We start from the raw sequence: 25,509 nt of genomic DNA on the forward strand, positions 1-25,509 counted from the left end.
GCTGGCACGAATCAAGGCGCCGCCTGGGGAGGCGCGGCCAGCCCGAACTCCTGCATCGCCGGCACGAAATCGTGATTCGCCTCGGGCTTGCGCGCGAGCTTGGTCAGCACATAGCGCTGAAACGGCGCAAGCCGGGCCCAGTCGTCGACGGCCGGCGCGCGCAGGTTCGCGAGCGCCGCCTGATTCGCGATGCCGCCCGGCACGGTATCGGCGTCCCGCCACGCGGGCGCCTCCTCGGGCGCGAACCATTCGGGCTCGACGTTGGCATGGGTGCGCAGCATCTCGAAGAGCGCGTGATCGAAATTCGGCTCGATCTCGGTGTCCTCGTCGACGGGAAAGCGTGCGAGCAGGCGTCGGTCCTCGTACGGCAGCAGTTGCCACTGCGCGAGCGAGATGCGCAAGCCGAAGCGATCCAGATTGAAGCGCACGCACATGGGGATGAAGGTGAGGTCTTCCGACGATTTGACCTCGTAATGGAACAGCAGCGGAGCGTCGTTCAATGCCATGGCGTTATCCTCGCGAAGCGGGCCAATCCGAACGCATCCGGACCCATCCAGACCCATTCGGACACCAAGCCGGAGCACAGCTGGACGACAGCGAAAGGGGCCCGCTTGAGGTATTTTAGAACCTTCCGCGTCAAGAGCATCCCCGCGCGGCCCGGCAGAATGCCCCGTCGGCCCGGCTTTGCGCGCCGCGCAAGGCAGCACCAGGAAACACCACGCAGCACACCGACGCACATGGATTTGATGGAGCACCCCGCTTGAATTCCCGCCCGAACCCCGATTTGCCCGCCGCGGCAGCCGCCGCGCCGAATCCGCTGGAAACCGAAGGCCAGCCCGGCGCCGTCGAGCTGCGCGTGCATCGCCACCGCGGCGGCACGGTACAAACGCTCGCCGATCACGTGGGCCAGGAATGGCCGGTCGCGCTCGTCTTCAACGGCATCTCGCACGCTGTCATGATGTGCACGCCGCGCGATCTCGAAGCGTTCGCGGTGGGCTTCGCCATCTCGGAAGGCATCGTCGGACGCAACGCCGATATCCAGGACATCGAAGTCTACTGGTACGCGAAGCCGGATTCGGACGATTTACCGCACGCCGAGGTCCATCTCACGGTCGTGCAACAGGCGTTCGTCGAGCTGAAGGAAAAGCGCCGCGCGCTGGCCGGGCGCAGCGGCTGCGGCGTGTGCGGCATCGAGAGCATCGACTTGCTCGACCTCGAACCGGAAACGGTGCCCGATACGGGCTTCCTCGGGCGCCTCGCACCGGACGCCATCGCGCGCGCCGCCCGCGAACTGCCACAGCATCAGGCGCTCACGAAGCTCACAGGCGGCCTGCACGCCGCCGCCTGGTGCGATGCGAGCGGCGCAATCCTGCGCGCGTTCGAAGACGTGGGGCGCCACAACGCGCTCGACAAACTCATCGGCCAGTTGGTGATCGAGCGCGCCGACACGCAGCAGGGCTTCGTCTTCCTCTCGAGCCGGGCGAGCTATGAGCTGGTGCGCAAGGCCGCGCGCGTGGGCATACCGATGGTGGCGACCATCTCGGCGCCCTCGACGCTCGCCATCGCCATCGCGAAGCGCGCCGGGTTGCGGCTCGTGAGCTTCTGCCGCGAGTCCGGCTATGTCGATTACGACACGGCGGCGAACGCCGCGCCGGACGCCGGCCAGGCGAGCTAGTCCAGCCAAGCCCGCCAGGCCAGCTAAAGCGCGCGCCGCGGCGCCGCGTCTTCAGTCGAACTGCCTGAAATCCGGCTTGCGCTTTTGCAGGAAGGCGGTGAACGCCTCGCGCGCTTCGGGCGCGAGCAGCATCTTGGCGAAGTGCACGAACTCCTCGTCCATCTGCGTCTTGATCTCATGCTCGCTCGCGCGTTTCATGAGCGCCTTGGTCACGCGCAGCGACGAAGCGGGCAGCGCGACGAGCTTCGCCAGTTGGGCGCTCACGAACGCATCGAGTTCGGCAGCGGGCAGCACGCGGTTCACGAAGCCCATACGGTGCGCCTCCGCCGCGTCGAAGGTCTCGCCGAGCAGCAGCTTTTCCGCCGCGCCCTGATAGCCCGCCACGCGCGGCAGCAAGAGCGACGAAGCGGCCTCCGGGCACAGCCCGAGCTGCGCGAAAGGCATGGCGAAGCGCGCCGTATCGGCGGCATAGACCATATCGCAATGCAGCAGCAGCGTCGTGCCCACGCCGATGGCCGCGCCCGCCACGGCCGCGACGAGCGGCTTCTCGAAGGTCGCGATGGCTTGCAGGAAGCGGCTCACGGGCTGATCGCCGCCGGTGGGCGGCGACTTCAGGAAGTCCTCGATATCGTTGCCCGCCGTGAAGATCCCGGCGTGGCCGCGCAGCAGCACGGCGCGCACGGCGGCGTCCTCTTGTGCCGAAGCGAGCGCCTCGGCGATCGCCTGATACATCGCGGGCGTGAGCGCGTTCTTGCGCTCGGGCCGGTTGATAGTGATCGTCAGCACGCCGTTTTCGCGCGCGATCAGGATTTCGTTGCTCATGTCGTTGTCTCCAGCCGAACTCGACGTCCTCGCGAGCCCGATACGAAAAACGGCTCGCAGACCGTGAAGCCTGCGAACCGTGTCGATAAAGCCTATGCGCTAAAGGCCCAAGCGCTTACAGCCGCTCGATGATGCCCGCCGCACCCATGCCGGTGCCGACGCACATCGTCACCATGCCGTACTTCAGGTTGCGGCGGCGCAGGCCGTGCACGACCGTCGAGGCGCGGATCGCGCCCGTCGCGCCGAGCGGGTGGCCCAGCGCGATCGCGCCGCCGAGCGGGTTGATCTTCGCCGGATCGAGGCCGAGGTCCTGGATCACCGCCAGCGACTGCGCGGCAAACGCCTCGTTCAGTTCGATCCAGTCGAGATCGTCCTGCTTGAGTCCCGCGGCCTTCAACGCGGCCGGAATCGCTTCCTTCGGGCCGATGCCCATGATCTCCGGCGGCACGCCACGCACCGCGAAGCTCACGAAGCGCGCGAGCGGCGTGAGGTTGAACTGCTTGAGCACCTTCTCGGAGACGACGATCAGCGCGCCCGCGCCATCCGAAGTCTGCGAGCTGTTACCCGCCGTGACCGAGCCCTTGTTCGCGAACACCGGGCGCAGCTTCGCGAGACCTTCGAGCGAAGTCTCCGCACGCGGGCCTTCGTCCAGCGCGATCAAGCGCTCGTTCACCATCACTTCGCCCGTGGCGAGATCCGGGAAGCGCTCGAGCACCGTGTACGGCGCGATCTCGTCCTTGAACTCGCCGGCCTGTTGCGCGGCCAGCGCGCGGCGGTGCGATTCGACCGAGAACGCGTCCTGCGCCTCGCGGCTCACCTTCCAGCGCTCCGCGACCTTCTCGGCCGTCAAGCCCATGCCGTAAGCAATGCCAATATCTTCGTTGCGGTCGAAGATGTGCGGCGAGAGCGAGGGCTTGTTGCCCATCATCGGCACCATGCTCATCGACTCGCAGCCGCCCGCGATCATCGCGTCGGCTTCGCCCACGCGGATGCGGTCCGCGGCCATCGCGAGCGCCGTGAGGCCCGACGCGCAGAAGCGGTTGACGGTCACGCCGCCCACGCTCTGCGGCAGCCCCGCGAGCAGCGCGCCGATGCGTGCCACGTTCAGGCCCTGCTCCGCCTCGGGAATCGCGCAGCCGATGATGGCGTCCTCGATCACCTGGGTGTCGAGCCCCGGCACCTGTGCCACCGCTGACTTGATCGCGTGCACCAGCAGCTCGTCGGGGCGGGTGTTCTTGAACACGCCGCGCGGCGCCTTGCCGATGGGCGTGCGGCTCGCGGCGACGATGTATGCGTCCTGCAACTGTTTGCTCATCTGTAACTCCGATCCGTTTATCGTGCCGTGCCGCTTAGTTGCGCACCGGCTTGCCGGTTTGCAGCATGCCCATGATGCGTTCCTGCGTCTTCTGCGTGCCGAGCAGGTCGACGAAGGCGCGGCGCTCGAGCTTGAGCAGCCATTCCTCGTCGACGAGGCTGCCCGCCTCGACGTCGCCGCCGCACACCGCCTCGGCGATGCGGCTCGCGATCAGGAAGTCGTGGTCGCTGATGAAGCGGCCGTCGCGCATGTTCACGAGCGACGCCTTGATGGTCGAGATGGCCGAGCGGCCCGCGACCGGAATCTGCGTCGCGCGCAGCGGCGGGCGGTAACCGGCGGCCGACAACGCACGCGCTTCCTTCTTCGCCGTGTCGAGCAGCTCGAATACGTTGAAGACGATCGTGTCGGACGGCTTCAGATAGCCCATCGCGCGCGCCTCGAGCGCCGATCCCGAGACCTTGGCCATTGCCGCGTTCTCGAACGACTTCTGCAGGAACTTGAGCAGATCGCTGGGCATGGCGCCGACCGCTTGCGCGGCCTCTGCCGCACGAATCGCCGCTTCCTTCAGGCCGCCGCCCGCGGGCACGAGACCCACGCCCACTTCCACGAGACCGACATAGCTCTCGATATGCGCCACGCGCTTCGCGCTCTGCAGCATGATTTCGCAGCCGCCGCCGAGCGCGATGCCCGAGACGGCCGTGACGACCGGCACGTTCGCGTACTTCACGCGCAGCATCGTGTCCTGGAACTTCTTCACGAACGGCTCGATGCCCTTTGCGCCGCCCATCATGAACGCGGGCATCGCCTCTTCGAGGTTCGCGCCGGCCGAGAACGGGCCGCCAGGAGCGCCGAGCTTCAGCGAAGTGGGTTGCCAGATCACGAGGCCCTTGTAGCCGTCTTCGGCGATCTCGATCGCCTTCACGAGCGAGTCGAGCAAGCCCGGCCCCATCGTGTTCATCTTGCTCTTGTACGAGACGATGACAACGTCGTCCTCGCCCGCGCGGTCATCGACCCAGGCGCGCAGGTTTTCGTTCTCGAACAGCGTCTTGCCGTAGGTCTTCGGATCGCGCGCGCCCGTCTCGCCGACAAGCCCGGCACGGAACACCTGGCGCTCGTACACCGGCAGATTCGAGCGCGGCACGAAGCGCGCCTCAGCCGGCGACCACGAGCCCTCCGCGCCATGCACGCCGCCGTTCTCGGCGACCGGACCCTCGAACACCCATGCCGGCAGCGGCGCATTCGAAAGCGCCTTGCCCGCGTCGATGTCTTCCTTCACCCACTCGGCCACCTGCTTCCAGCCCGCGGCCTGCCAGCCCTCGAACGGGCCTTCGTTCCAGCCGAAGCCCCAGCGGATCGCGAGATCGACGTCGCGCGCGTTATCGGCGATCGACTGCAGATGCACACCGATGTAGTGGAACACGTCGCGGAAGATCGACCACAGGAACTGCGCCTGCGGGTGCTGCGTCTCGCGCAGCAGCTTCAGGCGCTCGGCGGCCGGACGCTTGAGGATGCGGCCAATCAGCTCGTCGGCCTTGCCGCCCGCATCGACGTACTCGCCCTTCTCGGCGTCGAGCACCTTGATCGCCTTGCCTTCCTTGCGATAGAAGCCGCCGCCCGTCTTCTGGCCGAGCGCGCCCTTCTGCACGAGTGCGGCCAGCACCGCCGGCGTCTCGTAGACCGGGAAGAACGGATCGTCCTTGAGGTTGTCCTGCATCGTCTTGATGACGTGAGCCATGGTGTCGAGGCCCACGACATCAGCAGTCCGGAACGTCGCCGACTTCGCGCGGCCCAGACGGCTGCCGGTGAGGTCGTCGACTTCGTCGAAACGCAGGCCGAACTTCTTCGCCTCCGCGATCACCGCGAGGATCGAGAAAATGCCCACGCGGTTCGCGATGAAGTTGGGCGTATCCTTCGCGCGCACCACGCCCTTGCCCACCACGCTCGTGAGGAACGTCTCGAGCTGGTCGAGGATCGCGGGCTGCGTATGCGTCGTCGGGATCAGCTCGACGAGGTGCATGTAGCGCGGCGGATTGAAGAAGTGCACGCCGCAAAAGCGCGCCTTGAGGTTGTCGTCGAAACCTTGCGACAGCTCCGTGATCGACAGACCCGACGTATTCGACGCGAAGATCGCGTTCGGGCCGAGGTGCGGCGCGACCTTCTTGTAGAGGTCGTGCTTCCAGTCCATGCGCTCGGCGATCGCCTCGATCACCACGTCGCATTCCGCGAGCTTCGCGATGTCGTCTTCGTAGTTCGCGGGCGTGATGTACTGCGCGTCGTCCTTCACGCCAAACGGCGCGGGCGAGAGCTTCTTCAGGTTCTCGATGGCCTTGAGCGCGATGGCGTTCTTGGGGCCTTCCTTCGCGGGCAGATCGAACAGCAGCACGGGCACGCGCGCGTTGATCAGGTGCGCCGCGATTTGCGCGCCCATCACGCCGGCGCCGAGCACGGCTACCTTGCGAATATTGAGATTGCTCACGTTGTTCCTCCAGCAGAACCGCAATGTTGGATAAATCGGGGGGCGGCGGCGCCTGTCGTCGTTACGGCGTTATGGTTGTTGTTGCCGTGGGCGCCGCATCCGGGCATTCGGTGATGCGATGTCGATGGCGCGCGCGGCGAGACAAGCGCCGAGCGCGCGCCGTGTGCCTTAGAACAGCGCTTCGTCGACTTCCATGAGCGTCTTCGAACCCGCACGCGCCTGGCGAATCGAGGTGGCCGTCTCAGGCAGGAGCTTGGCGAAGTAGAAGCGCGCCGTGGCGAGCTTGGACTTGTAGAACGGATCGCCCGAGCCTTCCTTGTCGAGCGCGATGCGCGCCATGCGCGCCCAGAAGTACGCGAACACGAGGTGGCCGGCCGTGCGCAGGTACGGCACCGCGGCCGCGCCCACTTCGTCGGGGTTCTGCATCGCCTTCATGCCGATTTCCATCGTGAGCTTCTGCATCTTCTCGCCGATGTCGGCGAGCGGATTCACGAACTCCTGCATCTCCGGCTTGATGCCTTCGGCCTCGACGAAATCCGTCACGAGCTTGCCGAACTTCTTGAGCTTCGCGCCCATGTCGCCGAGCACCTTGCGGCCGAGCAGGTCGAGCGACTGAATCGTGTTGGTGCCTTCGTAGATCTGGTTGATACGTGCGTCGCGCACGTACTGCTCCATGCCCCACTCGGAGATGAAGCCGTGGCCGCCGAACACCTGCATGCCGAGGTTGGTGCTCTCGAACGCGTTGTCGGTGAGGAAGGCCTTGATGATCGGCGTGAGCAGCGCGACCAGATCGGCCGCTTCCTTGCGCTCGCCCTCGTCGCCGTGCGAGAGCTCCTTGTCGATCTGCAGCGCCGACCAGTACGTGAAGGCGCGCGCGCCTTCGGCCCAGGCCTTCTGCGTGAGCAGCATGCGGCGCACGTCCGGATGCACGATGATCGGGTCGGCGGCCTTTTCGGGCGCCTTCGGGCCGGTCAGCGCGCGCATCTGCAGGCGCTCCTTCGCATAGACGAGCGAGTTCTGGTACGCGACTTCGGTGAGGCCGAGGCCCTGCATGCCGACGCCCAGGCGCGCGGCGTTCATCATCACGAACATGGCGTTCAAGCCCTTGTTCGGCTCGCCGACCAGCCAGCCCTTCGCGCCGTCGAGGTTCATCACGCAGGTCGCGTTGCCGTGGATGCCCATCTTGTGCTCGATCGAGCCGCACTTGATGCCATTGCGCTCGCCGGGCTCGCCCGCTTCGTTCGGGATGAACTTCGGCACGACGAACAGCGAGATGCCCTTGGTTCCCGGCGGCGCGTCCGGCAGGCGCGCGAGCACGAGATGGACGATGTTCCCGGCCATGTCGTGCTCACCGCTCGAGATGAAGATCTTCGTGCCGGAGATGGCGTACGCGCCGTCGCCCGTCGGCTCGGCCCTGGTGCGCAGGATGCCGAGGTCGGTGCCGCAGTGCGGCTCGGTCAGGCACATCGTGCCGGTCCAGACGCCCTCGACGAGCTTGGGCAGGTAGGTCTTCTGCAGCTCGGGCGTGCCGTGCGCATGCAGACATTCGTAGGCGCCATGCGAGAGACCCGGATACATGGTCCACGCCTGGTTCGCCGAGTTGAGCATTTCGTAGAGCGCATTGTTCACGAACGCGGGCAGCCCCTGGCCGCCGTATTCGGGATCGCAGCCCAGCGCCGGCCAGCCGGCCTCGACATACTGCTTGTACGCTTCCTTGAAGCCAGTGGGCGTGGTCACGACGCCGTCACCGGCATAGGTGCAGCCTTCGCGGTCGCCAACCTGGTTCAGCGGAAACAGCACCTCCGAGCAGAACTTGCCGGCTTCTTCGAGCACCTGGTTGATGGTGTTGGCGTCGAGGTCAGCGTGCTTCGGCATCTGCTTGACTTCGCCTTCCACGTTCAGCAGTTCGTGCAGGACGAATTGCATGTCGCGCAGCGGCGCGGTGTACTGTCCCATCTCTTCTCTCCCTGGAATGAGCCTGAAGTTTCGGACCTCTCACGTACCGCCATGTGCCGCTGCTGCGCTCGCGCGCGCCCGGCCGCTACTGGCTGACGGTCTGGTACGAAACGATCAGTTTTTCGAACGCGGCCCACGTATGCTCGACCGCGTCCGGCAAGTGCAGGAAGCGGCCGTCGTGATGCAGACCGAGTGTCACGCTATACAGTTCAAACAGCATCAGCGCCGGATCGGTGTCCTTGCGCAAATGCCCCTCTTCAATCGCCTGCGAAATCGCCCGCATCAGCGCCGCGCGCCACGTCGTCACGCTCGCCGCCAACTGCTCGCGCACCTGGCTGTCCGCCCGGTCGTCGTACTCGACCGCACCGCTGATATAGATGCAGCCGGTCGTGACCTCGTGAATGCGCTTTTCGATCCACCGCGACACCATCGCACGCAAACGCGGCAAACCACGTGGTTCGCGCAGGCTCGGAAAGAAGACTTCTTCCTCGAATCTGCGGTGATACTCGCGCACTACCTCGACCTGCAGGTCCTCGCGCGACCCGAAGTGCGCAAAGACGCCGCTCTTGCTCATCTGCATGCGCTCGGCAAGCAGGCCAATCGTCAGACCTTCCAGTCCGTCGCGGCTCGCGAGGTCGAGTGCTGCATCCAGAATGGCGGCTCGTGTCTGTTCGCCTTTTCGCATAGCTTTATTTACCGTAACGATGAAGCCGAGATGCTCACAACAACCGCTCACATCAGGGCCGGAATGAAATCGAACGGCCGTACTATTATTGAAGACAGCCGCTCGCGAAAACAAGAACTTTATTAGAAACCGATTTCTAGCCGGTACTCTAATTTTCGGGCATCGCGCGCGATGCACAAGCGAACATTTCTGGATTGCAAGCCTGACGATTCGTATGGCAGGCGTGCGTGGTGCCTGGCGCGCAGGGCCTCTTCCTGCCGGGAACGCGCCCTAGTCGTAGCCGCCCACGGTGAGCAGCTTCATGGTCGCGCGATAGAACGACCACGCGAGCCAGTTCAGCGCGCGCACGTGCCAGGGCCGCGCCTCGTAGCGCGCACGGTCGATCTGCGGTGACTCCTCGAACGCGCCGAGAATGGCGTCGCGCAGCTGCTGGATCTGCGGATGCAGCACGAGCAGCACATTGGCTTCGTTGTTGAGCACGAGCGAGAGCGCGTCGAGGTTCGAAGAGCCGACGGTCGCCCAGTTCGAATCGACCACGGCGACCTTGCCGTGCAGCATGGTCTTCTCGTACTCGGCGATCTGCACGCCGGCGCTCAGCAGTTGGTGGTAGAGGAACGGCACGCCGTAATCGAGCACGGCAAACTCTTTTCGTCCGATCAAAAGCTTGATGGCAACGCCGCGCTGCGCGGCTTCGAGCAGCGCACGGCGTAGCCGCCGTCCCGGCATGAAGTACGGATTGGCGAGCAGCACTTCCTTGCGCGCCTCGCCGATCGCGTCGAGATAAGCCTTCTCGATCGCACGCCGGTTCACGACGTTGTCGCGCGCGACGAACGCCACGCAAGGCACACGCGCCACGCGCGGGTCGCGCACGCTCGCGCGCAGGCGCTCGCGCAAGCGCGTAAAGAGGCGCGCCGCGGGCCCCGAGCGCACGGCGGGCGCGAGGGCGCGCAGCGCGTCGTCGACCATCTGGGTGGAGCGCGCGATCGTGTGCCCGGTCGGATGCGGCGCCATGTAGCCCGCACTCGCGGGCACCCCTGGTGAAAGCGAGCCCGCCGGCAGCGGCGGCCGATGGCCGAGCCGGATGCGCCGCCACTGCTGCTCGAACGCCACGCGCACGTCCACCACCACGGGCCCGTGCAGCGCGACGGCGAAATCCCAGCGCGGATACGGCAGCGTCTTGCCGTCCTGCTCGAGGTCGTCGATCACATTGATGCCGCCGCACGACGCGTACTGGTCGTCGATCACGGCGAGCTTGCGATGCGTGCGCGAAAAGCCGAAGCGCCCGAAGATATGCGGGTTGTAGACGCGATGCTCGACGCCGGCAGCAAGCCAGGTGTCGAACAGCGCGAGATGGGGCGTGCCGATCCCATCGGTGATGATGCGCACGCGCACGCCGCGCTGCGCCGCGCGCACGAGCGCCGCGGAGAGCGCGCGGCCGATGTCGTCGTCGCAGAAGATGTAGGTCTCGATGGCGACATCGCGTGTCGCGGCGTCGATGCGCTCGATCATCGCCCCGAAGAGGTCCGCGCCCGAGCCGAACAGGCGCACCTCGTTGCCGCTCGTGAAGCGGTAGCGCGAGCGATAGCGCCGGCCCAGCAGGGCCTCGCGCAGGCGCACGACGCGCCGCGAGTCGGTACCGGCGGCGCTGGCGCTGGCGCTCTTGCCCGCGCCATCACTTGCGCCGTTGCCGCGTTCGGTGCTGGTGTCGCTCACGTGAGCGCTCCACGAAGCTGCTCGAGGCGCCCGGGCAGCTGCAGGATCGCCTCGCGATTGGACCACGAGAAGCATTGCGCCGCCGCCTCTTCAAAAGGCAGCCATCGCCAGGCAACATGTTCGCGCGGCGCGAGCGTGACGACCGTGCCCTCGGGCACCTCCAGGCTGAACCAGTGCTCGGTGTTGCGCGTGACGCCCGGCGCATAGCGGTGGCGCCACACCGGGTAAATTTCGTACTCGATCTCGTGGCGCCAGTCGCGCAGCGCGTGCTCCGGCACGCCCGGCGCGCCAACGACAATGCCCGTCTCCTCGGCCACCTCGCGCACGGCCGTCTCGGCGAACGGCTCGTCGATCCGGTCTTTCGAACCCGTCACCGACTGCCAGAAGCCCTGCCGGTCGGCGCGCTCGATGATCAGGACTTCGAGCCGCGGCGTATGGATGACGACGAGTACGGATTGCGGAATCTTCGGCGGCTTCTGCATGGCAATGGAGCGCGATGGTGCGTCTGGGGAATGCGCGGCGCGACGCGTGGGCAAAACGCGCGGCGCTTTAGTAATGAATTTAACGCAAAAAGCAAAAAAGGCGCACGATGCGCCTTTTCTGTATTGCGTTGCGTGACGCAAGAGCCGCGTTGCGGCTCATGCGTACGCCGCGGTGCAGCTTACTGCGCCGTCTTCTGCTCGGGCTGACGCAGACGGATATGCAGCTCGCGCAGCTGGCGCTCGTCCACTTCGCTCGGCGCCTGCGTGAGCAGACACTGTGCGCGTTGCGTCTTCGGGAACGCGATCACGTCGCGGATCGAGTCGGCGCCGGCCATCATCGTGACGATGCGGTCGAGACCGAACGCGATGCCGCCATGCGGAGGCGCACCGTACTGCAGCGCGTCGAGCAGGAAGCCGAACTTCGCACGCGCCTCTTCCGCACCGATCTTGAGCGCGCGGAACACCTTGCTCTGCACGTCCTCTTGATAGATACGCACCGAGCCGCCGCCGATTTCCCAGCCGTTCAGCACCATGTCGTAAGCCTTCGCGAGGCAGCGGCCCGGATCCGTTTCGAGGTATTCCAGGTGCTCGTCCTTCGGGCTCGTGAACGGGTGGTGCGCGGCCACGTAGCGGTTTTCTTCCTCGTCGTATTCGAACATCGGGAAGTCGATCACCCACAGCGGCTTCCAGCCCTTCTCGACGAGGCCATTGGCCTTGCCGAACTCCGAATGGCCGATCTTCAGGCGCAGTGCGCCGAGGCTGTCGTTCACGACCTTCGCGCGGTCGGCCGCGAAGAAGATGATGTCGCCGTCTTGCGCGCCGGTGCGCTCGAGGATCGCGGCGATCGCGGCGTCGTGCAGGTTCTTGACGATCGGGCTTTGCAGACCGTCACGGCCCTTCGCCGCTTCGTTGACCTTGATCCACGCGAGACCCTTCGCGCCGTAGATGCGCACGAATTCCGTGTAGCCGTCGATATCGCCACGCGAGAGCTCGGCGCCCTTGGGCACGCGCAGCGCCGCGACGCGGCCGTCCTTCGTGTTGGCCGGTGCGCTGAACACCTTGAAGTCGACGTCCTTCATGGCGTCGGTCAGTTCGGTGAATTCGAGCTTCACGCGCAGGTCCGGCTTGTCCGAGCCGAAGCGGCTCATCGCTTCCGAGTACTTCATCACCGGGAACTTCGCGTCGAGCTCGACGTCGATCGTTTCCTTGAACACGTGACGCGCCATGTCCTCGAACAGGTCGCGGATTTCCTGCTCGCCGAGGAACGACGTTTCGCAGTCGATCTGCGTGAATTCGGGCTGACGGTCGGCGCGCAGGTCTTCGTCGCGGAAGCACTTGACGATCTGGTAGTAGCGATCGAAGTTCGCCACCATCAGGAGCTGCTTGAACAGCTGCGGCGACTGCGGCAGCGCAAAGAACTGGCCTGCGTTCACGCGCGAGGGCACGAGGTAGTCGCGCGCGCCTTCCGGCGTGCTCTTCGTGAGCATCGGCGTTTCGATGTCGATGAAGCCGAGCGCGTCGAGGTACTTGCGCACGGCCATCGTCACGCGGTAGCGCAGGCGCAGGTTGTGCTGCATCTGCGGGCGACGCAGGTCGAGCACGCGATGCGTGAGGCGCGTGGTTTCCGAAAGGTTGTCGTCGTCGAGCTGGAACGGCGGCGTGACCGACGCGTTGAGCACCACGAGCTCGTGGCAGAGCACTTCGATCTTGCCGCTCGTGAGGTTCGCGTTGACCGTGCCTTCGGGGCGGTTACGAACGAGACCCTTCACTTGCACGCAGAACTCGTTGCGCACGCCTTCGGCAGTCTTGAACATCTCGGCGCGATCCGGGTCGCACACGACCTGGACGAGGCCCTCGCGATCGCGCAGGTCGATGAAGATGACGCCACCGTGGTCGCGGCGGCGTTGCACCCATCCGCACAGCGAAACAGTTTGGCCCAGCAGCTGTTCGGTCACCAGACCGCAGTATTCAGATCTCATCGACATGATGTTCGTCTTTCGTTATGCATGAATGAACGGGACGGCCGCGCGTGACATACGGGCAGCCGGCGCGGCGTCCGGTATTAAAGCGGGGGATCGATGGGGCGCCGCACAGGATTCGCGGCAGGCGCGACGACGCCCATCGAAACAATATACTTGAGCGCGGCGTCGACCGTCATGTCGAGCTCGATCACCTCGCTCTTCGGCACCATCAGGAAAAAACCCGAGGTGGGATTGGGTGTGGTCGGCACGTACACGCTCACGTGCTCTTCGCGCAGATGGTTCACCACGTCGCCGCCCGGAATGCCGGTGAGGAACGCGATGGTCCAGGAACCCTTGCGCGGATACTCGATCAGGAGTGCCTTGCGAAACGCATTGCCGTTGCTGGAAAGCAGTGTATCGGAAACCTGCTGGATGCTGCTGTACAGCGGTCCCACGACCGGGATGCGGCGCACCAGCGCATTCCACCACTCGACCAGCTTCTGGCCGATGAAGTTATGCGTGAGCAGCCCCACCACGAAGATGAACGCGAGCGTGAGCACCGCGCCGAGACCGGGCAGGCGCACCGAGGGCCGCCACGAGCTGGGCAGCAGGAGCAGCGTCTGGTCCATCGTGCCGATGACGAGATTGAGCACCCACAGCGTCATGGCCAGCGGCACCAGCACGAGCAGGCCGGTCAGGAATACCGATTTGAAGGTCGCTTTCTTGATCGTCGTCATGTACACGCCATCCGGACCGCGCGCGAGGCGCGGCGCTTGGCGCCGCCGGGCTCCGGGAAGCCGGGCGGCAGGGTTTCAGGTGGAGCCAGCCGTGCTGGGCGCCGAACTCGCGGGTGCGGCTGCGGGTGCCGGCGTTGCGGCGCTCGCGCCCTCGCCCGCCGGCTTGCTGCCTTCGGACGACGACGCGCCTTCGCCGGAGTTGGCGCCGGTTGCAGCAGCGTTCGTGCCAGCCGCTTTGCCGTTATTGCCGCCCCGGAAATCGGTGACGTACCAGCCCGAGCCCTTCAGCTGAAAGCCGGCCGCAGTGACCTGCTTGCGAAATGTGTCCGCGCCGCAGCTCGGGCACTGCGTCAGGGGCGCATCGCTGATCTTTTGCAGCACGTCCTTGTCGAAGCCGCACGACTCGCAGCGATAAGCGTAGATCGGCATGATCTCTTTCCTGATGAAACGAGTGAAATTCTGATAAAAGCTTGCAAAGCCTTGAATTATAGCCGGAAACGCGCCCCTGGCCCGGCATTTGCCGGGCCGGGTTGGCGCAATGCGGGTTCGCTGTAGTTGGGGGCGGCTTGCGCCCGATCAAGTACACGCCTGCGTTTTCACGTGCGATCGGGCTGAGCGGCGCTATCCAGCGTGGTGTGGCGTGGCCGGAGCGTCGTTGCGCTGCCACGTGAGCCAGCGCTCGCGGCCGACGAACACGGGCAGCGAGCCTTCCACGGGTTGATCCTCGAGCAGCGTGAAATACGGCGCGAGGAGCGCGTCCAGCTCGGCGCGATCAATGCCGAATGGCGGCCCCTTGGGCGTGTCGCCGAGGAAAAAGAAGCCCGCCAGCAGCGTCCCGGGCTCAAGCAGCGCGGCCATGCGCTGCGCATAGAGCGGCCGGTGCGCCTTGGGCAGCGCGCACAGGAACGCGCGCTCGAAGACCCAGTCCGTCGCGAAAGGCGGCTCGTAGGCGTAGAAGTCCGCTTCCTCGACCACATCCGCAAAATCGCCGAGCGCGGCGCGCGCATTCGCCACTGCCGACGGGGCGAAGTCGATCGCGCGCACCTTGCGGCCGCGCTCGGCCAGCCAGCGCGCCTCCCAGGCGTTGCCACAGCCGGGAATCAGCACGGCGGCGGCCGGATGCGCGGCAGCGAAGGCCTCGAAGGCCGGCTGCACGCCAGCCTGATCCCACGGCGTGAAGCCGCGCTCGAAGCGTTCGTTCCAGAACTCGCGCTCGCCAGGGTCACGCGTCTCGAACTCGGGCACCTCGCCCGGCTGCTGGGGAAGGGTCGGTTCGCTCATCGTCTCACTCCTTGTCTGCGGGGCCAATGCGCCTGCTACTGCTATACGCCTGCTATCTGTCTGCTTTGCACCTGCTGGCCCGCCTCAGCCACCATAGGCCATCGCCAGCCACACGTGCGCCGCGACCATCCCCACGCCCACCGCCACGCCGAACACCACGAGGCCCTGCAACATGCGGTTGGTGCGGCGCTGCTCGGCGAGAATCTGGCGAATGGTGTCGTCATTGGCGAGATGCGCCGGGTCCTGGCGATGCAGCAGCGCCTGATGCACGAGGCGCGGCAACTGCGGCAGCGTCTTGCTCCACTGCGGCACCTCGATCTTGAAGCGCTCATACCAGCCGCGCAGGCCGATCTGCTCGGTCATCCAGCGCTCCAGATAGGGCTTGGCGGTCTTCCAGAGATCCAGCTCCGGATCGAGCGAGCGCCCGAGGCCCTCGACGTTGAGCATGGTCTTTTGCAGCAGCACGAGCTGCGGCTGGATTTCCACGTTGAAGCGGCGTGAGGTCTGGAACAGGCGCAGCAGCACCTGGCCGAGCGAAATGTCCTTGAGCGCGCGGTCGAAGTACGGTTCGCACACGGCGCGGATCGCGCTCTCGAGCTCCTCGACGCGCGTCGTGGGCGGCACCCACCCCGATTCGATGTGCAGCGTCGCGACGCGGTGATAGTCGCGCTTGAAGAACGCGAGAAAGTTCTGCGCGAGGTAGTTCTTGTCGAAGTCCGAGAGCGCCCCGACGATGCCGAAATCGAGCGCGATATAGCGCCCGAAATGCGCCGGGTCGAGGCTCACCTGGATATTGCCGGGGTGCATGTCGGCGTGAAAGAAGCCGTCGCGAAAGACCTGCGTGAAGAAGATCTCCACGCCCTCGCGCGCGAGCTTCGGAATATCGACGCCCGCCGCGCGCAGCTTGTCCACCTGGCTGATCGGCACGCCCACCATGCGCTCCATCACGAGCACATTGGGCGTGCTGAACTCCCAGTACATCTCCGGCACGAGCAGCAGGTCGAGGCCCACGAAATTGCGGCGCAGCTGGCTGCCATTGGCGGCCTCGCGCATGAGGTCGAGCTCGTCGTGCAGGTATTTGTCGAATTCGGCCACCACCTCGCGCGGCTTGAGGCGCTTGCCGTCGGCCCACAACCGCTCGGCCCAGACGGCGAGGTCGCGCAGCAGCAGCAGGTCCGAATCGATCACGGGCCGCATGTTGGGGCGCAGCACCTTCACCGCCACGGCCTTGCCCGCGTGCTGGCCCGATTTCACCTTCGCGAAGTGCACCTGCGCAATCGAGGCGCTCGCCACGGGCACCCGCTCGAACTCGTCGAACAGCGTGTCGACGGGCGCGCCCAGCGATTTTTCGATGATGTCGATGGCCACCTGCGATTCGAACGGCGGCACCTGATCCTGCAGCTTCGCGAGCTCGTTGGCGATATCGAGCGGCAGCAGATCGCGGCGCGTGGAGAGCACCTGGCCGAACTTCACGAAGATGGGGCCGAGGCTTTCGAGGGCGAGGCGCAGACGCACGCCGGGCGGTTGATCGAACTTGCGGCCGATGGTGGTGATACGGAGCAGCAGCCTGACGCGCCGGTCGTTGATCCGGCTCAGCATCATTTCGTCGAGACCGAAGCGGATGACCGTAAAAAAGATCTTCAGGAAACGCAGAAAACGCATGTCTTAGAGGCCTGTTGTCTGGCTCGGGCCGCGCGGCGCGGCGCCCGACGGCGCCGCTTGGGCGCCGTTCGGGGCACCCCGCGCTTGTGATTTTTGTTCAAGGCGCTCGATACGCTTCTCCACGCGCGCCAGTGCATCGCGCGCGCGTGACAGCTCCACGTTGAAGCCGTCGAGCTCGGCGTGCCGCACGAGCTGCGGATTCTCGTCGAGCAGGTATTCGGTGACGGAGCCGAGCACGTTGCGCCCCGTGCGCAACGCCTGCTCATGCACGGCGCGCGCAAGCGTCGCGACGCGCGAAGCCGGCGCGTCGCCGATCAGCTTCGCGAGGTCCTCTTCAGGCTCCCAGCGCAAGTGCTCCGCCAGCTTGCCGATGATTTGCGCGAATTCCGCGTCGCCCTCGATCTTCACGTGCTTCATGACGGCGGAGTGGCCGCCCTGCACATACGAAGAGAGCGCGCCGGCCGGTAGCGAGAGCTCGACATCGGCGCGCTGCGCGTCGTGCTCGTCGACTGGCGCAAGATAGCCGTCGGGCTGAACGAGCAGCGTGAGCACGACGGGCGGACACGACAGACGCGCGGTCTTGCCGGCATAGGGAGCGAGGCGGTCGCGGGCCCACGATTCGCGGGCGAGCAGGTGATTGACGGCGGCGGCGAAGGGCTTGGCGGCGAGAGTCATCGGCGTGGAATAAAGAAACCCGCGCGGGCTTCAAGCTCGCGCGGGTTCCTATTGTAGCGTTCGCGCCGTCCGATCGCCCCGCGCCGCGGCTCGGCCGAACGGCCTGGGCCATTCGGTCTGGGCCATTCGGCCTGGGCCATTCGGTCTGGACCATCCGGTCTTGGCCATCCGGCCAATGCGCACCAGCGTGTGCGATCCGGCGGCGCGGAGTCAACGCCGCATCAGCGCGGGATCAATGCGTTTCGACCTGCTGGATGCCGGCCAGCAGCCAGCCCTCGCCCGAGGTGCGCGACTTCGAGAGATTCCAGATCTCGACGAACGGCGTGGCAGCCGCGCCCGCCTCTTCGCGGATCAGGCCGGAGAAGCGCACGCTCGCGAGATATTCGTTGCCGCGCTCTTCGACCGCGAGCAGGTCGGCGTTGAGCTGAACGACGTCGGTCTGATTGGGCTGCGTGCCGCGGCCCGCAAGGTCCACGCGGATCTCGGCGAACATCTCGGGCGTCGTGAATTCGCGGATGTCCTCGACGTTGCCCACGTCCCACGCGGCCTGCAAGCGCACGAAGTAGACCTTGGCGTTACGCAGGAACGCTTCGGTGTCGAAGTCCGCCGGGACGGCCGGCGCCGTTTCGATCTGCGGCGTGGTGAGCGGATTGGCTTCCGGCGCGAGGTACTGGCCCGTGGGCGGCGCCGTGTAACGCGGCTCCTGCGGCTGGTAGCCACCCATCTGGCTCAATCCGGCGGAAGGCGGCAGGCCTGCGCTACCCGTCTGAAATGCGGGCTGCGGCCCACGGCGGCGGCTCATGAACTTGCGAATCAGCCAGATCGCGACGAACGCGATCAGCGCGATCACGATCATGTTCGCCATCATGCCGGCGAACGCCTCGCCAAGGCCGAAGTGCGAGAGCAGCGCCGCGATGCCGAGGCCGGCCGCGAGACCCGCGATCGGCCCGAGCCAGCGGTTGCGCGCCGGAGCGGGCGTGGGCGTCGGCGCCGGCGTAGCAGGCTTGGCGGCCTGCTGTGCGGGATTGGTGGGGCTCGGCTGCGCGGGCGGCGGCGTGGTGCTGCGCTGCGAGGCCACCGACGACTGCTTGCCGATGCTGCGGCCGCCACCCAGGCGGCGGGCCTCGGCGTCGAGCGAGGCGAAGCTGCCCGCCACGATCGCGCCGATCACGGCCAGGGTTCCGATCCGCCTGGCCCACGATAATGAAAGCTTTCTGGAAGCAATGTTACGGGGCTCAGACATGGCAGAATTTCCTTTAAAGACAGAGAGTTGGGAACACTAATACTTTGTGCCGACGTGTAAGGCTACCACGCCAGCTGACAAATTGTAATATTTGACGGCGTCGAGGCCGACTTGTTCCATCATCGTCTTTAAAGTTTCCTGGTCGGGATGCATGCGGATCGATTCCGCGAGATAGCGGTAGCTATCGGCATCCTGTGCGAAGCGCGAGCCCAGCCACGGCAGCACCTTGAACGAATAGACGTCGTAGGCTTTCTTGAGCGGCTCCCAGACCTTCGAGAATTCGAGCACGAGCAGGCGCCCGCCCGGCTTGAGCACGCGGCGCATCTCGGCGAGCGCGGCATCCTTGTGGGTCATGTTGCGCAGGCCGAAGGCCACCGTCACCACGTCGAAGTAGTTGTCCGGAAAGGGAATTTTCTCGGCGTCGCAGAGCAGCGCGGGCGTGATCACGCCCTTGTCGATCAGGCGGTCGCGGCCCACGCGCAGCATCGACTCGTTGATGTCGGTATGCCAGACCTGGCCGGTCGGGCCCGCTTTCTTCGCGAACGCCATCGAAAGGTCACCCGTGCCGCCCGCGATGTCGAGCACCCGCGCGCCCGGCCGCACGTTCGCCTGGGCGATCGTGAACGCCTTCCAGGCGCGATGCAGCCCGCCCGACATCAAGTCGTTCATCAGGTCGTAGTTCGAGGCGACCGAATGGAACACGCCGGCCACCTTCTTCGCCTTGTCCTGTTCGTCGACTGTTTCGTAGCCGAAGTGGGTTTTGCTCATCGCGCTCGTCCTTTCGCGGGTCTGACCAGATCGTGTCCGGTCTTATGTGTTGAAGTGCGGCGCGTGGGCGCCGCGGCGGGCAGGATCGTAACAGGAAGCGTCAGTGGCAGTGGCCGTGTGCTGCACCGCCATGGGGCTGGGCCGCCATCGGGGCGTCGCGCTCGACGCCCGCGGCCTTCAGTTTGGCGAAATACTCGGCCCAGAGCTCGTCCTGGCGCGTCGCCAGCTCATAGAGCTGATCCCAGGAGTAGATGCCGCTGCTGTGGCCGTCGGAGAAGGTGGGCTGCAGCGCGTAGTTGCCCACGCCTTCGAGCGCCGTGATCGTGACCTCGCGCTTGCCGGTCTGCAGCGTCTCCTGGCCGGGCCCGTGGCCGCGCGCTTCCGCCGAGGGCGTATAGACACGCATCAGCTCGAACGGAATGCGGTAGCTCTCGCCATTGCCGTACTGCAGTTCGAGCACGCGCGACAGCGCGTGCACCACGACGCCGGTCGGCACCGGCGTATCGGATTTCAGTCCACTCATGATTGTTTCTGTCTCTCCTTCAGCGTCGCCGGCACGCGCCTGCACGCGCTGCCACGAGCACCAAGTCGTGCCCGCGCAGCGCAGCCCGCTCAGGCGAGCGCCTGCTCGATTTCCTGACGTACCGCGTCGCGCAGCAGCGTCGCCTGCGCGCGGCGCTGCCCGAGCATCGCCTCCGAGACGGTGCGCTGGCGCGGCGACCACACCGACATCGGAAAATGCGCGTCGTTTGTGAAGCGCGGAATCACATGCCAGTGCACGTGCGGCACCTGGTTGCCAAGGCTCGCGAGATTCACCTTCGATGGGTGCATCACGCGGCGCAGCGCGCGCTCGACCGCGTAGACCGCCCGCATCAGATGGTCCCGGTCATCCAGCCCCAGATCCGAGAACTCTCCGACATGCGTATTCCAGATGACCCGGCAAAAGCCGGGATAGTCGGCTTCGGCGGTCGCGAGCACGACGCGCATACGCTCGTCTTCCCACAGCACATCGCCGCCTTCTTCACTGCAGAATACGCATCCCATCGTCGTCCTCGAACCCGTGTTACGGAAAATTTTGCGCTGCCATTAGACCAGCACGCGCTCGATTCCGCCATTGTTCGCCTTCTGAACGTAGTCCGCCATCCAGTTTTCGCCAAGCACGTGTCGGGCGATTTCCACCACGATGTAGTCGGCTTCGATGTTGGCGTCCTCGTTGTACCGCGACAGGCCCTGGAGGCACGACGGGCAGCTCGTCAGAATCTTCACATCCTGCGTGCTGCCCTGCCCGCCCGCTTCCTGCGGCGTGGCCGGCTGCACCCCGTTCGCGCCGTTGCCGACGATCGGAATGCCGCGCAGCTTCGCCGCGCCCTTGCGGATTTCCTCTTCCTTGCGGAACCGCACCTGCGTCGAAATGTCCGGACGCGTGACCGCGAGCGTGCCCGATTCGCCGCAGCAGCGCTCGTTCTTCTCGATCTTGTAGCCGTCCTTCTCGGCGCCCATCAACTCATTGACGAGCTTGACCGGGTCCATCGTCTTGATCGGCGTGTGGCACGGGTCGTGGTACATGTAGCGCGTGCCCGTCACGCCATCGAGCTTGATGCCCTTCTCGAGCAGGAACTCGTGAATGTCGATGATGCGGCAGCCCGGGAAGATCTTGTCGAATTCATAACCGGCGAGCTGGTCGTAGCAGGTCCCGCACGACACCACCACCGTCTTGATATCGAGGTAGTTGAGCGTGTTCGCGACGCGGTGGAACAGCACGCGATTGTCCGTGACGATCTTCTCGGCCTTGTCGTACTGGCCCGAGCCGCGCTGCGGGTAGCCGCAGCACAGATAGCCCGGCGGCAGCACGGTCTGCACGCCCGCTTCCCAGAGCATCGCCTGGGTGGCGAGACCGACCTGCGAGAACAGACGCTCCGAGCCGCAGCCCGGGAAGTAGAACACCGCTTCCGAATCGACGTTCGTCGTCTTCGGATTGCGGATGATCGGCACGATCTTGTTGTCTTCGATGTCGAGCAGCGCGCGCGCCGTCTTCTTCGGCAGGTTGCCTGGCATCTTCTTGTTGACGAAGTGGATCACCTGCTCGACCACGGCCGGCTTGCCCGTGGAGGCGGGCGGATGCGCGGTCTGCTTCTTCACGACCTTCTTGAGCAGGTCGTTGCCGAGGCGCTGCGCCTTGTAGCCCACGCCCATCATCACCTCGCGCGCGAGGTTGATGGTCTGCGGGTTGGTGGCGTTCAGGAAGAACATGCCCGCCGCGTTGCCGGCGTTGAACTTCTTCTTGCCCATCTTGCGCAGCAGGTTGCGCATGTTCATCGTGACGTCGCCGAAGTCGATCTTGACCGGGCACGGCGTCACGCACTTGTGGCAGACCGTGCAATGGTCGGCCACGTCGTTGAACTCGTCCCAGTGCTTGATCGACACGCCACGGCGCGTCTGCTCTTCGTACAGGAACGCCTCGACCAGCAGCGAGGTCGCGAGAATCTTGTTGCGCGGGCTGTAGAGCAGGTTCGCGCGCGGCACGTGGGTCGCGCAGACGGGCTTGCACTTGCCGCAGCGCAGGCAGTCCTTCACCGACTCGGCAATCGCGCCAATGTCGGACTGCTTCATGATCAGCGACTCGTAGCCCATCAGGCCGAACGACGGCGTGTAGGCGTTGCGCAGGTCGGCGCCGTCGAGCAGCTTGCCCTTGTTGAAGCGCCCTTCCGGGTCGACGCGCTGCTTGTAGGCGCGGAACTCGGCGATCTCCTCTTCGGTCAGGAATTCGAGCTTCGTGATGCCGATGCCGTGCTCGCCCGAGATCACGCCGTCGAGCGAGCGCGCGAGCTTCATGATGCGCGCAACCGCGTGGTGCGCGTCCTGCAGCATCTCGTAGTTGTCCGAGTTGACCGGAATGTTGGTGTGCACGTTGCCGTCGCCGGCGTGCATGTGCAGCGCCACGAACACGCGGCCGCGCAGCACCTTCTTGTGGATCGCCTGGGCTTCGTCGAGGATCGGCTTGAATTCGCCGCCGTTGAAGATCTGGCGCAGTTCCGCGCGGATCTCCTGCTTCCACGAGACGCGCACCGTGCGGTCCTGCGTGATGTGAAAGACGTTGGCGTCCGGCTGGACATCGACACGGTCGGCGAACTTCTCCGCGAGCGCCTCGTAGCCCAGTTGCACGAGATAGTGCTGGGCCTCGCGCAGCGGCATGTCGAGCTTCTCGCCCACGAAGGTCCAGCGCTCGCGCACGCGCTTGAACAGGTCGAGCGCCTGCTGCACGCGGTCTTCGAGCAGCTCCGCGGACGGAATCTCGCTGGCGTCGTCGCTGCGGCCGAGCGGCAGGTTGCCGGCCTTGAAGAACGCTTCGAGCGCATCGACGAGTTGCAGCTTGTTCTTGATCGAGAGCTCGATGTTGATGCGCTCGATGCCGTCCGTGTACTCGCCCATGCGGTTCAGCGGGATCACGACGTCTTCGTTGATCTTGAACGCGTTGGTGTGCTTCGCGATCGCGGCCGTGCGGCTGCGGTCGAGCCAGAAGCGCTTGCGCGCCTCGGCGGAGACCGCAACGAAGCCTTCGCCGCTCTTGCCGTTGGCCATGCGGATGACTTCCGACGTGGCGGTGGCCACGGCATCGGCGTCGTCGCCGACGATATCGCCGATCAGCACCATCTTCGGGAACGCGTTGCGCTTGCTTTTGGTCGCGTAGCCCACGGCGCGCAGATAGCGCTCGTCCAGATGCTCGAGGCCGGCGAGAATCGCGCCGCCCCGCTTCGAGGTCTCGAACAGGTAGTCCTTGATCTCGACGATGCTCGGAATCGCCTCGCGCGCCTGGCCGAAGAATTCGAGGCAGACCGTGCGCGTGTGCGCGGGCATCTTGTGCAGCACCCAGCGCGCGGACGTGATGAGGCCGTCGCAGCCTTCCTTCTGCACGCCCGGCAGGCCGGCCAGGAATTTATCGGTGACGTCCTTGCCGAGGCCTTCCTTGCGGAAGCGCTTGCCCTCGATATCGAGCCATTCGGTGCGCAGCAGCTTTTCACCCGGCGCGTGCTCGCCGTCGAACCACTTCAGCTCGAAGCGCGCCACGGGGATGTCGTGGATCTTGCCGAGGTTGTGGTCCAGACGCGTGACTTCGAGCCAGTTGCCCTGCGGGTCGACCATGCGCCACCAGGCGAGGTTGTCGAGCGCCGTGCCCCAGAGCACCGCCTTCTTGCCGCCCGCGTTCATCGCGACGTTGCCGCCGATGCACGAGGCGTCGAGCGAAGTCGGGTCGACGGCGAACACGAAGCCCGCGGCATCCGCGGCCTCGGTCACGCGGCGCGTGACGACGCCCGCGCCCGAGAAGATCGTTGCGACCTTGCGGTCCACGCCGGGCAGGTCGGTCATCTCGACGGGGCCGAGCTGCTCGAGCTTTTCGGTGTTGATGACGGCCGAGAACGGCGTGAGCGGCACCGCGCCGCCCGTGTAGCCGGTGCCGCCGCCGCGCGGGATCACCGTGAGGCCGAGCTCGAAGCAGGCCTTGATGAGGCCGGCGATCTCGGCTTCGGTGTCGGGGGTCAGGACGACGAACGGATACTCCACACGCCAGTCGGTCGCGTCGGTCACGTGCGAGACGCGCGAGAGGCCGTCGAAGCGGATGTTGTCCTTCTGCGTGCGGCGGCCGAGCACCTTGGTGGCGCGGCGGCGCAGGTCGGCCATCTTTTCGAATTCGGCGGCGAAGTCGTCGATGGCGCGGCGCGTGGCGTTCACGAGCTTTTCCACGCGCGCGGCGCGGTCCACGCCTTCCTGGTCGGCATGCTCCTGGAGGTCGGCGCGGCGGCGCTTCTCGATTTCGGCGAGGCGGTGGTTCAGCGCCTCGATCAGGAGCGCACGGCGCTTCGGGTTGTCGAGCAGGTCGTCCTGCAGATACGGGTTGCGCCGCACGACCCAGATGTCGCCGAGCACCTCGTAGAGCATGCGCGCAGAGCGGCCGGTACGGCGTTCTGCACGCAGCTCGGCAAGCGCGTTCCATGCTTCCTCGCCTAGCAGGCGGATGACAATTTCGCGATCCGAAAAGGACGTGTAGTTATACGGAATCTCGCGCAAGCGCGGTTCGATATCGGTGGCCACGGCGGCGGCGGCGCCGTGAGGATCGAAAACTTGAGGTGCGTTCATGGTTGGACGACTCTTTGTGCCAGCCCCGCGCATGTGGCTCGATGCCTTGCATGGCGGACGCTGACGGGGCGCGTGGGGCGCTATTCTGAAATCGTGTCCGCCGGTGGCTCGCGGCTGGCGCGCTGTTGGCTGATAGCGGACTTTAGGGGTGGGGAAGCATGGCGGCTGCACTCACGCCGATGGGTTCCCCGACGTTCGGACTTAGCGGCACGATCGTGCGTGCCGGACGTGCCGCTGCGTCGCGGGGCGGGTCTCGCGCCGCGCGGGCATCAAATGGGCTGTCCGAATCTGCCTGTGCATCTTCCGATCCTTGTTTCAAAAAGCGATTTTAACGCATGATCCGCGCCTGCGCTGACGGTGGTCGGGAACTTCGCAGGCGCGCGACACGAGTGTCGGTCATCAACGCGACAAGCCCGTGATACGGGCACGACACAGGCGTGCGCCAATGAATTCGCCGTCCGAAGGGTCGGGAATTGGCCGGCTGCTGGCCCGCTGTTAGCCTCCTGTTGGCACGATCATTGGCGCTATCATTTACGTTTTCCCGTCAAATCTCGCGCCTGGCGCGCCCCCAGCATGGCCTCCCACGACGATTATCTGAAGAAAGTCCTCACCGCCCGCGTCTACGACGTGGCCCGCGAGACCGAGCTGGAGCGCGCGCCGAACCTCTCGGCACGCCTGCGCAACACCGTCCTGCTCAAGCGCGAGGACAACCAGCCCGTGTTCTCCTTCAAGCTGCGCGGCGCCTACAACAAGATGGCGCACCTGACGCCCGGGCAGCTCGAGCGCGGCGTGATCACCGCTTCGGCCGGCAATCACGCCCAGGGCGTGGCGCTATCGGCCGCGAAGCTCGGCGTGAAGGCCGTGATCTGTGTGCCCATCACCACGCCCCAGGTCAAGGTCGATGCGGTGCGCGCCCATGGCGGCC

At 65.8% G+C, this 25,509-nt stretch carries 21 protein-coding genes; 2 read left to right on the plus strand and 19 right to left on the minus strand.

The window, feature by feature from the left end:
• Nucleotides 1–11: 11 nt before the first annotated feature.
• A complete protein-coding gene (locus BO1_RS12730) occupies nt 12–506 on the minus strand; it encodes a nitrate reductase associated protein (RefSeq protein ID WP_028217889.1) in 495 nt (164 codons plus the stop codon).
• A gap of 278 nt (nt 507–784) precedes the next feature.
• Between BO1_RS12730 and fdhD the strand changes: the two genes are divergently transcribed.
• Nucleotides 785–1,675 (plus strand): formate dehydrogenase accessory sulfurtransferase FdhD, encoded by an 891-nt coding sequence (fdhD, locus tag BO1_RS50785; protein ID WP_043284644.1) that lies wholly within the window; start codon nt 785–787, stop codon nt 1,673–1,675.
• 51 nt (nt 1,676–1,726) lie between these two features.
• Here fdhD and BO1_RS12740 read toward each other — a convergent pair whose 3' ends face one another.
• From BO1_RS12740 to BO1_RS12825, 18 genes are all read right to left on the minus strand, one after another.
• Nucleotides 1,727–2,497 (minus strand): enoyl-CoA hydratase, encoded by a 771-nt coding sequence (locus tag BO1_RS12740; RefSeq protein ID WP_028217890.1) that lies wholly within the window; start codon nt 2,495–2,497, stop codon nt 1,727–1,729.
• Between the two features lie 115 nt (nt 2,498–2,612).
• Nucleotides 2,613–3,812, minus strand: coding sequence for an acetyl-CoA C-acyltransferase (locus BO1_RS12745; RefSeq protein WP_028217891.1), 1,200 nt, complete (start codon nt 3,810–3,812; stop codon nt 2,613–2,615).
• A gap of 34 nt (nt 3,813–3,846) precedes the next feature.
• A complete protein-coding gene (locus BO1_RS12750; protein WP_028217892.1) occupies nt 3,847–6,288 on the minus strand; it encodes a 3-hydroxyacyl-CoA dehydrogenase/enoyl-CoA hydratase family protein in 2,442 nt (813 codons plus the stop codon).
• 168 nt (nt 6,289–6,456) lie between these two features.
• Nucleotides 6,457–8,244 (minus strand): acyl-CoA dehydrogenase C-terminal domain-containing protein, encoded by a 1,788-nt coding sequence (locus BO1_RS12755; protein ID WP_028217893.1) that lies wholly within the window; start codon nt 8,242–8,244, stop codon nt 6,457–6,459.
• Nucleotides 8,245–8,329: 85 nt separating this feature from the next.
• Entirely contained in the window at nt 8,330–8,929 is a 600-nt protein-coding gene (locus tag BO1_RS12760; protein WP_028217894.1) for a TetR/AcrR family transcriptional regulator, read from the minus strand.
• A gap of 270 nt (nt 8,930–9,199) precedes the next feature.
• Nucleotides 9,200–10,546, minus strand: coding sequence for a phospholipase D-like domain-containing protein (locus tag BO1_RS12765; RefSeq protein ID WP_028217895.1), 1,347 nt, complete (start codon nt 10,544–10,546; stop codon nt 9,200–9,202).
• Between the two features lie 92 nt (nt 10,547–10,638).
• Complete coding sequence (gene nudB / locus BO1_RS12770; RefSeq protein ID WP_028217896.1) at nt 10,639–11,124, minus strand: dihydroneopterin triphosphate diphosphatase; 486 nt, start codon at nt 11,122–11,124, stop codon at nt 10,639–10,641.
• A gap of 179 nt (nt 11,125–11,303) precedes the next feature.
• Nucleotides 11,304–13,109, minus strand: a complete 1,806-nt coding sequence (aspS, locus tag BO1_RS12775; protein WP_028217897.1) for an aspartate--tRNA ligase — start codon at nt 13,107–13,109, stop codon at nt 11,304–11,306.
• A gap of 77 nt (nt 13,110–13,186) precedes the next feature.
• Nucleotides 13,187–13,822, minus strand: a complete 636-nt coding sequence (locus BO1_RS12780; protein WP_043284646.1) for a DUF502 domain-containing protein — start codon at nt 13,820–13,822, stop codon at nt 13,187–13,189.
• 75 nt (nt 13,823–13,897) lie between these two features.
• The gene (locus tag BO1_RS12785) at nt 13,898–14,251 is read right to left on the minus strand and encodes an FmdB family zinc ribbon protein (protein WP_028217899.1); all 354 of its coding nucleotides are present in this window, start codon (nt 14,249–14,251) and stop codon (nt 13,898–13,900) included.
• A gap of 192 nt (nt 14,252–14,443) precedes the next feature.
• Complete coding sequence (locus tag BO1_RS50790) at nt 14,444–15,103, minus strand: methyltransferase domain-containing protein (protein WP_043284648.1); 660 nt, start codon at nt 15,101–15,103, stop codon at nt 14,444–14,446.
• 84 nt (nt 15,104–15,187) lie between these two features.
• The gene (gene ubiB, locus BO1_RS12795) at nt 15,188–16,765 is read right to left on the minus strand and encodes a ubiquinone biosynthesis regulatory protein kinase UbiB (RefSeq protein WP_028217900.1); all 1,578 of its coding nucleotides are present in this window, start codon (nt 16,763–16,765) and stop codon (nt 15,188–15,190) included.
• 3 nt (nt 16,766–16,768) lie between these two features.
• Entirely contained in the window at nt 16,769–17,440 is a 672-nt protein-coding gene (locus BO1_RS12800; protein ID WP_028217901.1) for a ubiquinone biosynthesis accessory factor UbiJ, read from the minus strand.
• Between the two features lie 232 nt (nt 17,441–17,672).
• A complete protein-coding gene (locus BO1_RS12805) occupies nt 17,673–18,683 on the minus strand; it encodes a Tim44 domain-containing protein (RefSeq protein ID WP_028217902.1) in 1,011 nt (336 codons plus the stop codon).
• A gap of 36 nt (nt 18,684–18,719) precedes the next feature.
• Nucleotides 18,720–19,451 carry a bifunctional demethylmenaquinone methyltransferase/2-methoxy-6-polyprenyl-1,4-benzoquinol methylase UbiE gene (gene ubiE / locus BO1_RS12810; RefSeq protein WP_028217903.1) on the minus strand — a complete coding sequence of 244 codons (732 nt, stop codon included), beginning with the start codon at nt 19,449–19,451 and terminating at the stop codon, nt 18,720–18,722.
• A gap of 100 nt (nt 19,452–19,551) precedes the next feature.
• On the minus strand, nt 19,552–19,974 hold the full coding sequence (locus tag BO1_RS12815) for a gamma-butyrobetaine hydroxylase-like domain-containing protein (protein WP_028217904.1): 423 nt from the start codon (nt 19,972–19,974) through the stop codon (nt 19,552–19,554).
• An 89-nt stretch (nt 19,975–20,063) separates the two neighbouring features.
• Nucleotides 20,064–20,495 (minus strand): HIT family protein, encoded by a 432-nt coding sequence (locus tag BO1_RS12820; RefSeq protein ID WP_028217905.1) that lies wholly within the window; start codon nt 20,493–20,495, stop codon nt 20,064–20,066.
• Nucleotides 20,496–20,537: 42 nt separating this feature from the next.
• Nucleotides 20,538–24,584, minus strand: a complete 4,047-nt coding sequence (locus BO1_RS12825; protein WP_028217906.1) for a DUF3683 domain-containing protein — start codon at nt 24,582–24,584, stop codon at nt 20,538–20,540.
• A gap of 573 nt (nt 24,585–25,157) precedes the next feature.
• Between BO1_RS12825 and BO1_RS12830 the strand changes: the two genes are divergently transcribed.
• Nucleotides 25,158–25,509: pyridoxal-phosphate dependent enzyme (locus BO1_RS12830; protein ID WP_028217907.1), on the plus strand; the 352-nt coding region annotated here is incomplete at its 3' end.

This window comes from Paraburkholderia oxyphila NBRC 105797, from assembly GCF_000685075.1.
Lineage (GTDB): Bacteria > Pseudomonadota > Gammaproteobacteria > Burkholderiales > Burkholderiaceae > Paraburkholderia > Paraburkholderia oxyphila.

What these genes read in the sequence shown, in the direction of transcription:
- BO1_RS12730 (WP_028217889.1), bottom strand. Translation starts at nt 506, where the DNA reads ATGGCATTGAACGACGCTCCGCTGCTGTTCCATTACGAGGTCAAATCG.
- BO1_RS12740 (WP_028217890.1), bottom strand. Translation starts at nt 2,497, where the DNA reads ATGAGCAACGAAATCCTGATCGCGCGCGAAAACGGCGTGCTGACGATC.
- BO1_RS12745 (WP_028217891.1), bottom strand. Translation starts at nt 3,812, where the DNA reads ATGAGCAAACAGTTGCAGGACGCATACATCGTCGCCGCGAGCCGCACG.
- BO1_RS12755 (WP_028217893.1), bottom strand. Translation starts at nt 8,244, where the DNA reads ATGGGACAGTACACCGCGCCGCTGCGCGACATGCAATTCGTCCTGCAC.
- BO1_RS12760 (WP_028217894.1), bottom strand. Translation starts at nt 8,929, where the DNA reads ATGCGAAAAGGCGAACAGACACGAGCCGCCATTCTGGATGCAGCACTC.
- nudB (WP_028217896.1), bottom strand. Translation starts at nt 11,124, where the DNA reads ATGCAGAAGCCGCCGAAGATTCCGCAATCCGTACTCGTCGTCATCCAT.
- aspS (WP_028217897.1), bottom strand. Translation starts at nt 13,109, where the DNA reads ATGTCGATGAGATCTGAATACTGCGGTCTGGTGACCGAACAGCTGCTG.
- BO1_RS12780 (WP_043284646.1), bottom strand. Translation starts at nt 13,822, where the DNA reads ATGACGACGATCAAGAAAGCGACCTTCAAATCGGTATTCCTGACCGGC.
- BO1_RS12785 (WP_028217899.1), bottom strand. Translation starts at nt 14,251, where the DNA reads ATGCCGATCTACGCTTATCGCTGCGAGTCGTGCGGCTTCGACAAGGAC.
- BO1_RS50790 (WP_043284648.1), bottom strand. Translation starts at nt 15,103, where the DNA reads ATGAGCGAACCGACCCTTCCCCAGCAGCCGGGCGAGGTGCCCGAGTTC.
- ubiB (WP_028217900.1), bottom strand. Translation starts at nt 16,765, where the DNA reads ATGCGTTTTCTGCGTTTCCTGAAGATCTTTTTTACGGTCATCCGCTTC.
- BO1_RS12800 (WP_028217901.1), bottom strand. Translation starts at nt 17,440, where the DNA reads ATGACTCTCGCCGCCAAGCCCTTCGCCGCCGCCGTCAATCACCTGCTC.
- BO1_RS12805 (WP_028217902.1), bottom strand. Translation starts at nt 18,683, where the DNA reads ATGTCTGAGCCCCGTAACATTGCTTCCAGAAAGCTTTCATTATCGTGG.
- ubiE (WP_028217903.1), bottom strand. Translation starts at nt 19,451, where the DNA reads ATGAGCAAAACCCACTTCGGCTACGAAACAGTCGACGAACAGGACAAG.
- BO1_RS12815 (WP_028217904.1), bottom strand. Translation starts at nt 19,974, where the DNA reads ATGAGTGGACTGAAATCCGATACGCCGGTGCCGACCGGCGTCGTGGTG.
- BO1_RS12820 (WP_028217905.1), bottom strand. Translation starts at nt 20,495, where the DNA reads ATGGGATGCGTATTCTGCAGTGAAGAAGGCGGCGATGTGCTGTGGGAA.
- BO1_RS12825 (WP_028217906.1), bottom strand. Translation starts at nt 24,584, where the DNA reads ATGAACGCACCTCAAGTTTTCGATCCTCACGGCGCCGCCGCCGCCGTG.